General features: G+C 34.6%; 5 protein-coding genes. 3 read left to right on the top strand and 2 right to left on the bottom strand.

Going from position 1 to position 12,189, the window contains the following annotated elements:
• The first annotated feature begins 86 nt into the window (after positions 1–86).
• The 3 genes from nagB (at position 87) to chiA (ending at position 9,500) form a co-directional block, all read left to right on the top strand.
• Positions 87–2,024, top strand: a complete 1,938-nt coding sequence (gene nagB / locus CLU81_RS03915) for a glucosamine-6-phosphate deaminase (RefSeq protein ID WP_099708631.1) — start codon at positions 87–89, stop codon at positions 2,022–2,024.
• A gap of 159 nt (positions 2,025–2,183) precedes the next feature.
• Positions 2,184–4,250, top strand: coding sequence for a beta-N-acetylhexosaminidase (locus CLU81_RS03910; protein WP_099708630.1), 2,067 nt, complete (start codon positions 2,184–2,186; stop codon positions 4,248–4,250).
• Between the two features lie 510 nt (positions 4,251–4,760).
• Positions 4,761–9,500, top strand: coding sequence for a T9SS-translocated chitinase ChiA (gene chiA / locus CLU81_RS03905; RefSeq protein ID WP_099708629.1), 4,740 nt, complete (start codon positions 4,761–4,763; stop codon positions 9,498–9,500).
• Between the two features lie 713 nt (positions 9,501–10,213).
• Here chiA and CLU81_RS03900 read toward each other — a convergent pair.
• Both CLU81_RS03900 and CLU81_RS03895 read right to left on the bottom strand, forming a co-directional pair.
• A complete protein-coding gene (locus tag CLU81_RS03900; protein WP_099708628.1) occupies positions 10,214–10,774 on the bottom strand; it encodes a hypothetical protein in 561 nt (186 codons plus the stop codon).
• Between the two features lie 392 nt (positions 10,775–11,166).
• A complete protein-coding gene (locus CLU81_RS03895) occupies positions 11,167–12,096 on the bottom strand; it encodes a WG repeat-containing protein (protein WP_099708627.1) in 930 nt (309 codons plus the stop codon).
• Positions 12,097–12,189 lie beyond the last annotated feature (93 nt).

Below are 12,189 nucleotides of genomic sequence, written 5' to 3'. Positions count from 1 at the left end.
GTTTGGTTAGTAAATGGTATAAGCAATGCAAATTGCTTATACCATTTCAAAAACCAAAATTGTAAATAGCAAAAAAAGAAAAAGAAATGAAAAGTGCTTTAGAAATAAAACCTGATATCAGCTATAAAAGCGCAGGAAAATTTGAAGAAACTCGATTTGAAAAAATTCATAACGAAATCTTCAAAAGTTCTGTAGAAGCTTCAGTAATTGTAGCGCAGGAAATTGCGCAATTAATTAGATCTAAACAAGACAAAGGTAAATCTTGCGTATTAGGTTTAGCAACAGGTTCTTCTCCTATAAAAGTATATGAGGAATTAGTGAGAATGCACAGAGAAGAAGGCTTGAGTTTTAGCAATGTAATCACTTTCAATTTGGATGAATATTATCCAATGACAAAAGAGAACAATCAGAGCTATCATTATTTCATGCATCAGCATCTTTTTAATCACATAGATATTAGACCTGAAAATGTTAATATTCCTGACGGAACCGTACATATTGATGAATTAAATCAATATTGTATCGATTACGAAATGAATATTAAAAATGCTGGAGGACTTGATTTTCAATTGTTAGGAATTGGTCGTACAGGTCACGTAGGTTTCAATGAACCGGGATCACACATTAACTCAGGAACCAGAATTATTACTCTGGATCATATTACAAGAGTAGATGCTTCATCAGATTTTAATGGCATTGACAACGTTCCTAAAAGAGCGATTACCATGGGAGTTTCTACAATTCTTAGATCAAAAAGAATTGTACTAATGGCTTGGGGACAAAACAAAGCCGATATCATCAAGAGAACTATTCAGGGGGATATCAGTTCAGAAGTTCCTGCGACATTTTTACAAAATCACCCTAATGCGACTTTCGTATTAGACCAGTCTGCAGCATCAGAATTAACGCGTTTCAAAACGCCTTGGTTGGTTGGAGAATGCATCTGGAATCAGGAATTAAAAAGCAAAGCGATTGTTTGGTTGTGCCAAAAAACAAAACAATCAATATTAAAATTAACCGACAGAGATTACAACAACAACGGAATGTCTGATCTTTTGGCGCAAGAAGGTTCTGCTTATGATTTGAACATCAATATGTTCAACGTTTTGCAGCATACCATTACAGGATGGCCAGGTGGAAAACCAAATACAGACGATTCTCATCGTCCGGAAAGAGCCAATCCGGCAAAAAAACGAGTGATTCTTTTTAGTCCGCATCCTGATGATGATGTGATTTCTATGGGAGGAACTTTTTCAAAATTGATAAAACAAGGTCATGATGTACATGTTGTATATCAAACCTCCGGAAATATTGCCGTTACAGACGACGAAGCTTTGAAATTTGCTGAGGTTGCCAAAGATTTTATTGGTGAAGCAGGCGCAGGAATCAACTTTAAATCTGTAATTGAATTTTTGAATAACAAATCAGAAAATCAAATCGATTCTCTTGAAGTTCGAAAATTAAAAGGATTAATCAGACGTAGAGAATCTTATGCAGCGACAAGATACATTGGGCTGAAAGATGAGAATACACACTTTTTAGATCTTCCGTTTTACGAAACAGGACAGGTTAAGAAAAATCCGTTAGGACCTGAAGATATTGCGATTGTAAAAGATATTATCGCACAAATAAAACCACATCAGGTATTTGCTGCAGGAGATTTGGCAGATCCACACGGAACACACGAAGTTTGTCTTAATGCAATTTTTGCGGCTTTAAAAGAATTAAAACCACAAAAATACATGGACGATTGCTGGTTGTGGTTGTACAGAGGTGCTTGGCACGAATGGGATATTCACGAAATTGACATGGCAGTTCCGCTTTCTCCATCAGAAGTATTACTAAAACGTCATGCGATTTTGTACCACCAATCTCAAAAAGACAGAGTAATGTTCCAAGGAAATGACTCAAGAGAATTCTGGGTAAGAGCCGAAGACCGTAATAAAAATACAGCAATTCTATACGATGAATTAGGATTGGCTGAATACGAAGCAATTGAAGCTTTTAAGCGTTTTGATTACTAGAGTTGTTTTTTAAGATTCGGTTTGGAGCGAATCAAATTCAAAATTCAGATTGATTTCATAGCGATTTGTGAGGTTCAATAGAGAGATCATTCTGAGTTTTGTTTCTATTATCTATTATTAATGTTGTCTTGAGATAACATCTTTTCAAAAACAGTAAAAATGAAATATTTATTAGTCCTACTATTAGCAGGTGTAACTTCTAGTGCTCAAATTCAAAAAGAGCAGCTAAATCTTATGCCGTGGCCTCAAAGTGTTGTTTTAAACGACGGGAATTTTGCTTTAGATAAAAACTTTAAAGTAAACATTACCGGAAATCCTAGTCCCCGAATTTTTGGTGGAGTGACTCGTTTTTTACGCCGCTTAGATGGTAGAACTGGTATCTTTTTTCAACAAGGTTTTATTACAAAATTAAACGAAGTTCCAACAGCTGAGCTTCAGATTAACTGTACTAAAAGTGGAAAAATTGGTTTATATGAAGATGAAAGTTATCATTTAGACATCAAGAAAAATCAAATTACAATAAATGCAACCAGCGATTTAGGAGCACTTCATGGCCTTGAAACGTTATTGCAAATGTTGCAGAATAATAACAATTCGTTTTATTTTCCGATCTCACAAATTTCAGATTTTCCAAGATTTACATGGAGAGGTGTAATGATTGATGTTTCAAGACATTTTCAGCCAGTTGATGTAATCAAAAGAAATATCGATGGATTGGCAGCAATGAAAATGAATGTTTTTCACTGGCATTTGGTTGATGATCAAGGTTGGAGAATCGAAATGAAAAAACATAAGAAGCTTATAGATGTAGCTTCGGATGGAATGTATTACACACAAGAGGAAATTAGAAATATCGTAAAATATGCTGATGAGCGCGGTATTTTAGTAGTTCCTGAAATAGATGTTCCTGGTCATGGATCTGCAATTTTAACGGCTTATCCAGAAATTGGAAGCAAGGTGATTACACTGACAGGAGGAACTTCTGAAAAAAATATTCAAGGTACAGCAATTGCTACCTATGGAATTGAAAGAAATGCGGGTATTTTTTCGCCAACATTAGATCCTTCAAATCCTAAAACATATCAATTATTAAGTGAAATTTTTGATGAGGTTTGTCCCTTATTTCCCGGCGCTTATTTTCATATCGGGGGAGACGAAAATGAAGGGAAAGACTGGGACGCAAACCCGAAAATTCAAGAGTTCATGAAGAAAAATAAGTTAGCCAACAATCATGAATTGCAAACTTATTTTACCATGCAATTAGTTCCAATGCTTAAAAAACATGGAAAACAATTAATGGGATGGGAAGAAATTTTGACTAAAAACATGTCAAAAGATGCTATTATTCATTCTTGGAGAGGTCCAAATGAAGGAATGGTTGCAGGACAATCTTTAACAGATGCAGTAAAAAAAGGATATAAAACAGTTTTATCAAATGGCTATTATATCGATCTAATGTATCCTGTTGCAAGTCATTATTTGAATGATCCAATGCCAAAAGGAGCAGATTTAACTGCCGAAGAAAAAGCAAGAATTTTAGGTGGAGAAGCTACAATGTGGACAGAACTTACAACACCAACAACTTTAGATTCAAGAATTTGGCCAAGAACAGCAGCAATTGCAGAAAGACTTTGGTCAGCAGAAGATATTACAGATTTAGCAAGTATGCGCAAACGTCTTGATGTAATATCTTTTAGATTAGAAGAATTAGGATTAACACACATTCGTAACAAAGGGGTTATTTTGAGAAACGTCTCAAACAATCAAAACATAGAATTGCTTGAAGAATTTTCAAATGTATGCGAACCTTTAAAAGGATACACGCGTAATAAAGGAGGAACAGAATATCAAATGTATTCACCGTTTACACTTTTTGCAGATGCATGCGGACCGGACGCTAAAGGATCTTTAGCTTTTGATGACGCTGTAAATCAGTATTTAGCAAATAAGACACCTGAAAATAAAGCAAAAGTTACCGCATTTTTCACTAAATGGATTGCTTTAAATAAAGGATTAATTGAGTTGAGTGCAAACGCACCTTTAGTACAGCCAATTTTGCCTTTGTCGAAAAAATTAAATGATGCATCACAAGAATTATTACTTGTTTTAGATAATAAATCAACATTGAAAGCTGAGGATTTAAAAAGCCTTATCGAACAATGTAACACAAAAGATCACGCAGATGTTGAGTTATCAGTTTATGCGAGTCTTAAGAAATTGATATAAAGAGAAAGTTTGGTTTGAATTAGTGTTTAGTAAGTTTAAGTTACCATGATTATTTAGTAATTCATTATCTCTACTAGAGATTTCTAGTAGAGATAATTATGGTAAAAACCGAAAAAAGCGCTATAAAAACCTGTTAAAAAGAATATAAGTATAAGAATTATAGAAACCAAATAGTAACATTTAAAACCAAATAAACAGAATAGATTAAAAGAAAACATGACAAACAATTAAAGTATTAAAATCGATGAACCCCAAATTTATCTTTTGTATTTAAACTAATTTTTTAAAAATTAAATAAATATCAATCACTACTATTCACCAATGATTATGGATAAAATCAGTAATAGTAATATTTATTTTTAGAAGTTATATGAATTAATTTCCAATTGGTTGCAATCTTTTTTTTTGCAATTGGTTGAATCCCAGTTGTTGCATTTTATATACAGAGTTGCGGTATGTAACTTATTACGATTGGAATATTTTTTTTTATTAACCAATATTAATTTAATTATGAAACATTATTACAGATTGCTTTTTTTGTTACTGTTTCCCTTACTCGCGTTAGCCCAACCAGCTCACGGTAAAAAGGTAGTAGGGTATTATGCGCAATGGTCTATTTATGCCAGGGATTTCAATGTTCCTAAGATAGACGGAAGTAAATTAACGCATTTGAATTATTCGTTTTATGGTACAACTTTCGATCCGGCACATCCGGAGAATACAAAGTTGTTATGTTTAGATTCCTATGCCGATTTTGAGCATATGGAAGGTGGAATTCCGTGGGATGCTCCTGTAAAAGGAAACTTTTATGACTTAATGAAACTTAAGGAAAAGTATCCGCACTTAAAAATCTTAATCTCTGTTGGAGGATGGACAAAAGGTCAGGATCTTTCTCCAATTGCTGCAAGTCCTGTAGCAAGAGCCGCTCTGGCTGCAGATATGGCAAACTTTATTACCAAATATCCATTTATCGATGGATTTGACATCGATTGGGAATATCCTCTTTCTGGTGGAACAGATGGTACCGAAGTAATTAATGGAGCACCAATTCCTCCACAAAAGTACAGCCCGGACGACAACAAAAACTTAGTTTATTTATTGAAAGCAATGCGTCAGGCAATGCCAAATAAATTAATCTCGATTGCTGCCGGAAACAATGTTCGTAAAGTTGCATCGCAATATTTAGGACCATCAAACAGAGCACAATACGGAATGACAGAAGATATTTCGACTTATTGTGATTACATTACCTATTTTGGATATGATTTTGGTGGAAACTGGTATGATAAAACATGCTACAATGCACCTTTATATGCAAGTGGAAACCCAAATGATCCACTTTATGGCGCAACACAATCAGAATCCCTTGACGAATTAACAAATCAATATTTGAACGTTGTTGGTTTTCCTGCAAATAAATTAATCATGGGATTACCTTTCTACGGAAAGAAATTTGATCATGTAGCGACAAATTCAACAAATGGATTATTCGTTTCAGCTCCAAGAGATGTTGTTGCAGGATGTACAAATCCACAAAATCCAACAGGAACTTGGGATGGTCCGGCAGCTTGTGAAAAATCAGGAAGTATCGAAATTTGCGATTTGGTAGGAAATCCAGTTACGAATTCACACGCTTATTTAGATCCAAATACAATGCAGGTAACATCATCTGCAGCAGCAGCAGGATGGGTAAGATATTTTGATAATACAACAAAAGTTCCTTACCTGTATAATGCTACTTTAAAACAGTTTATCTCTTATGAAGATAAACAATCAATGGATTTAAAAGTACAATATATTAAATCAAAAAATCTTGCCGGAGGTATGGTTTGGGAATTATCTCAGGACACAAGAGGTTCTATTCCAAATGCATTATTAACTCAGGTAGATACATCATTTGGAAGCGTTGTTCCCGGAACAGTAAGTATTGCAGGTTCTGTAAAAAACGGAACAGCTTTAGTTCCAAATGTAACAGTTGAACTTAGAAATGCAAGCAATGTAGTATTGCAAACAGTAGTTTCTACAGGAGGTAATTTTACATTCAGCAACTTAACTTCAGGACAAAATTATATACTTACAGCTGCAAAAGCTTCGTATACTTTTACGCCGGTAACTTTAACAAACGTAACCGTTAACCAAACAGGAGTTGTTATCAACGGATCACAACCGTTATACACCGTTAGCGGAACAGTTCTTAACGGATCTACAGGAGTTTCAGGCGTTACAGTTACAGCTACATCAGGATCTACAGTTTTAACTGCGACTTCTAATGCAAGCGGAGTTTACAGCGTTGCAGGTCTAACAGCAGGACTTAACTTTACAGTTACAGCTGCAAAAACCGGATTCTCTTATACGCCAACTTCAACAGTTTATAATGCTATAAGTGCAAATCAAACGTTGAATTTTGCTCAAGGCGCTCCAATTGTATATTATACAGTTAGCGGTACAGTTCTAAACGGAACTACTGGAGTTTCAGGAGTAACAGTTACAGCAACTTCGTCAGGAGGAACTTTTACAGCAACTACAAATTCAACTGGAGCTTATTCGATTGCTAATTTACCGTCAGGCGGAACTTATACTGTAACTGCAGCTTTAGCAGGACAAACATTTACTCCGGCTTCAACAGTTTATACCAATTTAATAGCTAATAAAACATTAAACTTAACACAAGATGCTGTTGTAGTTCCAACAAATAAAATTAGCGGAACAGTTAAAAATGGTACAGTAGCAGTAGCGGGTGCAAAAGTAGAAATAGTTTTACCTTGGACAGATAGTACACACAACTGGAAAAGCGTAATTGCTGTAACAGATGCACAAGGAAAATACAGCTTTGACAATTCAGTTGTAGCAGGTTATACAACAGTTACAAGTTTAAAATTAAATACTTGGGAAAACGGAGAAGTAGTTTATTTACCAAATAATCTGGCAAATTTTCCAGTTCCTGCAAACCCAACAGTTTACAATTTCAATACAAGTTCTACAGCAAAAACAGCATTAGCTGCCGCAAATTTAATTAGCGGAACCGTTAAAAACGGAACAGTTGCAGTAGCTGGAGCAAAAGTAGAAATAGTTTTACCTTGGACAGATAGTACTCATAACTGGAAAAGTGTTTTGGCAACAACAGATGCATCAGGAAATTATACTTTCGATAATTCAGTTGTAGCAGGTTATACACAAATTTTAAGTTTGAAATTAAATGCATGGGAAAATGGCGACGTGACTTATTATCCAAATAACCTAGCCAACTTCGCAGTTCCAACAACAGCGACAGTTTATAATTTTAATAGACAAGCGGTAGTTGCAACTAAACCAGTGGTTACTATTACAGCGCCAACAGCTTCGGCGATAGCTATAAATTTAGGATCATCAATTAATTTTGTTGCAAGTGTTGGATTAAGTGCTGCAGATGCTACTACAATCTCATCAGTTGTATTTAGTTTAGACGGACAAACCATAAGTGCTACAAATTCTTCAGGAACTTATACATCGGTTTGGACACCAGCAGCAAATCAGTTTTCGGCTTCTCATACCTTAACTGTTACAGCTACTGCATCAAACGGAACAACAGATGCAAAAACATATAGTTTTACATTAAGTTGTTCAGGTGCAAACTGTCCAAATTCATTGCCTGTAATTACTTGGAATTCGCCATCGAATACTACAGTAAACCAAAGTACTTTCCAGGTTGTGCCAATTTCGGTTACAGCTGTTGATAGTAACGGATCAGTTTCAGGTGTTACTATTACAATAAATGGAGGTACATTTAATATGACAGCAGGTACAAATAATACTTATACGTATAATTTTACACCATCTGCATATCAGGATTATCCAGTTGTAATCAAAGCAACCGATAATCAATCTGGTGTAACTACATTAAACAATACAATCAAAATTGCTCCGGTGAGCACAAATAGATTCATTCCGCTTCCATCCAAAATTATTTTAGGATACGCACATTCTTGGGAAAATGCAGGTGCTCCATTTTTATATTTTTCTCAAATGGTAGGAAGTAAATTTAACGTAGTTGACTATTCTTTCGTAGAAACAGTTAATCGTGATGGTTATACGCCAGTATTAACTACAAATGACAATAGATATTTGACCAATGGAGTTTTCAATAAGCAATTGTTGAAAAACGATATCAAATCCTTAAGAGATAGCGGTGTTCCGGTTATTGTTTCTATTGGAGGTCAAAATGGACATGTTGTTTTAGACAATGTAACTCAAAAAAATATTTTTGTTAATGGTCTGAAAGCAATTATTGACGAGTATCAGTTTGATGGAGTTGATATTGATTTTGAAGGCGGATCGATGAATTTTAGCGCAGGAGGTTTAAGAGATATTTCGTATGCGGGTATTTCTGCTTATCCAAGATTAAAAAACGTAGTAGATGCTTTCAAAGAATTAAAAGCTTACTATGGTCCTGGATTCTTATTAACTGCAGCTCCGGAAACACAATACGTACAAGGAGGATATTCTACTTATACAGATACTTTTGGTTCGTTCCTTCCAATCATTCAAAACTTACGTAACGATTTAGATTTGTTAGCCGTACAATTGTATAATACAGGAGGAGAAAACGGATTAGATGGTCAATACTATGGTTCAGCTAAAAAAGCAAACATGGTAACAGCCCTAACTGATATGATTATAAAAGGATACAACATTGCTACAACAGGAATGCATTTTGATGGTTTACCAGCCTCAAAAGTTCTTATTGCATTACCAGCTTGTCCAAGTGCAGCAGGTAGCGGTTATTTAACACCGGCAGAAGGAATTAGTGCTATGCATTACTTAAGAACTGGAACAGCTTTTACAGGAAGAACATACACTATGCAGCCAGGCGGACCATATCCTTCTTTAAGAGGATTAATGACTTGGTCTGTAAACTGGGATGCATCATCTTGCGGTAATTCATCTGAATTATCTAAAGCATATGCTACTTATTTTGCTTCACAGTCATCGGCAAAAACATTAGCGGTTGAAAATGTTCCTTCAAAAAGCAGTAAAACGGTAGCGTATTTCAAAAACAATGCATTATCAGTTTCAAATGACAACGAAGATATTGCTCAGGTTGATGTATTCAACATCCTTGGACAAACATTAGTAAGTCATAAAAACGTTCAAAATAATAAAGAAATTCTGCTTCAAGACCAAAGTTTTTCAACAAAACAATTGTTCTTAGTTGTTGTAACAGACAAAGCAGGAAAAAGACAATCATTCAAAGTATTGAACTTCCTAAACTAAAGTTCATTGCAATGAATAAAAACACTGAAATAAAACATTGGAACGGTTAAAATTGAGTTTGGTTATTTATTTTTTAATCTGATTTTTATTTCGAATAAATGCATCGAACTCAGGTGATTTGTTATTTGGTTTTCACCTGAAGGAGAGCATTCTAAGCCTGGCAATTTTATTGCCAGGTTTTTTTTGTTTTAAAGCGTAATAATATTCAATAAGATAATCAAGGGAATAATGTTTTTTAGGAGCTATTTCCTGCTATCCACTTGTATCTTTTCCTTGCTAAAGAAGCAAGAAAAAGGATACCGCTTCTATCAGGGCTAGGGCTTTCGGTTTTATCAGAAACAATCAAGATGAACTAATCTCAAAGTAACCACAAAATACGTCATTGCGAGGAACGAAGCAACCACACTAGCCTAATCGACAAACCATATCGACGCATAGTAAACCCGACCGGTTTTAAAAATCTGTCGGGTTTGACGTGTGTTATCTTTGTCAAAGTTTGAAACTTTGACAAAGATTTAGAACATTAAAATAAAGGAAGAAAGAATAAAAAATCAGTGTAAATCCGCTGGAATCCGTTTAATCCGCATGCCATCTTAGCGCAAAGTATCAAGTGAGATTGCTTCGTTCCTCGCAATGACATAAAATCCGCATAAATCCGCGTCTTCGCGATAGCGAATCCGTCAAATCCGCGTGCCATCTCAACGCAAAGCATTTTAAAAATTGTAGCGATCGAAACGACTCTTGAATAAATGAGTTAATTCTAAACTATCAGAATCTAAAATTTGCGATTCACTATATTCTAAATCGTAATTAATTTCCAAAACATCAAGTTCAATACCTTGATCATTTGTATGTCTGCTATATTTATTAAAAGACGATCGATTATCACCTAAAGGAGGATTTGCCTGATTGTTCCTTTCTATTTCTGCTAAGATGATTTCAGATTTAAATTCCGGAAATTGTAAAACCTTATTTAAACTCCCATCCAGATTAAAAATTACAGCATTATTTGGATTTGGATATAAATTACTATTGCGGAAAATTGCTATAACATATTGCAAATTAGCCGTCGGAAATCCTTCTACGCTGCCTTCATTATCAAAAACAGAAACTTCCGTTCCGTTATATTCCCAAGTAATACCAAATCTTTTTCCTTTTAAAAACTCATTCTTTAAATTTTTATCAATTTTATCAAAATAAGATAAGTGAGGAGCAAGTATATCAATTGGAATTTGAATACCGTTTTCATTCGTTTTTTTCCAGTTTTTAATCATATTCTAAGCAATATCAATCTAAATCAGTTAAAATTTGCGCCATCCGCGTGCCATCTCAACACAAAGTAATCACAAAGCGCGTCATTGCGAGGAACGGAGCAACCACAATACTATAGACGACATGGCAAGTGAGATTGCTTCGTTCCTCGCAAAGACATAAAATCCGCATCAATCCGCGCCTTCGCAATAGCGAATCCGTAAAATCCGAGTGCCATCTCAACACAAAGTAACCACAAAGCGCGTCATTGCGAGGAACGAAGCAACCACAATACTATAGACGACATGGCAAGTGAGATTGCTTCGTTCCTCGCAATGACATAAAATCCGCATCAATCCGCGCTTTCGCAATAGCGAATCCGTCAAATCCGCGTGCCATCTCACCGCAAAGCAATTCAATTTTTCTTAATCCATTCATCAACAGGAATCTTTCGTTCAACATATTCAGAATATTTCTCGTGGTCAACTAAATCCATATAAGTCACAAAGAAGTTTTTTCCATCTGCAGAAACTTTAAAAATTTTACATTCATCATAAGTTTCGCTAGCACCTTGAAAATATTGATCACAGATTTCAAAAGTTTTAATTTTATAAAAAGGTTCAAGATCAGAAGGTTTTTCTACGATTTCAAAATACAAATCCTTCTTTAAACAATCGATCTTGTAGATTTTAATAATCTGATTTTTTCGTTTTTCAAAGAAATCCAGAATCTGTTTTTCCTTCTTATTATACACAAACTGATACGGAATAAATTTATGGTTTTCGGTTTCAAAATCCTTAGGATGATTTCGTTTTTCAGCTGGTTTTATTTCGACACCGTTTTTATCAATATAACTCCAGATTCCACCAACAAGTGACGGATGTTCGTCATCTTTAGAGTAATCAAAATAACAGCCATTGCAATATCCGGCAAAACCAAAATTCATAGTAGAAACCCAATTATATTGCGCCGGAATAACCTTAACTCCGTTTCGATTAGCAAAACCAAGTTTTTCGTTTTCTACAAATCTCATATAGCCTTCATTAAAATCATCAAAACCGGCATCAAGCATATAAGGGACAAAAAGAAAATTACCTTTTCTGTCGTACACTTTTTGACCTTTTCCGACTATCCAAAAAAAGATTAGGTTTTCTTTGATCTCATCTTTTAAAATTCCATCATAATTAAATGAGTCCATAGTATTTGCAGCAGGAATAATAATTTTCCCATTTTGATTTTTCACGCCCAAAAGACTATCCTTTTCAATAAAATAATAGAGTTTCTCTGTTTGAGAGAGAACTGAGAATTGATTTAGAATTAAAAGAAACAGGAATATTTTTTTCATTAAAAAACGTCTTTAGATATTGAGAGTATTCAAATGTAGTAATTAAAGTCTTTAAAAAATAACTACTTTTGATTTCCAATTATTGCATAAAAA

Source organism: Flavobacterium sp. 9 (assembly GCF_002754195.1).
Classification (GTDB): Bacteria; Bacteroidota; Bacteroidia; order Flavobacteriales; family Flavobacteriaceae; genus Flavobacterium.
The sequence above is the reverse complement of the archived record's forward strand: the minus strand, read 5'-3'. Positions and strand labels throughout refer to the sequence as shown.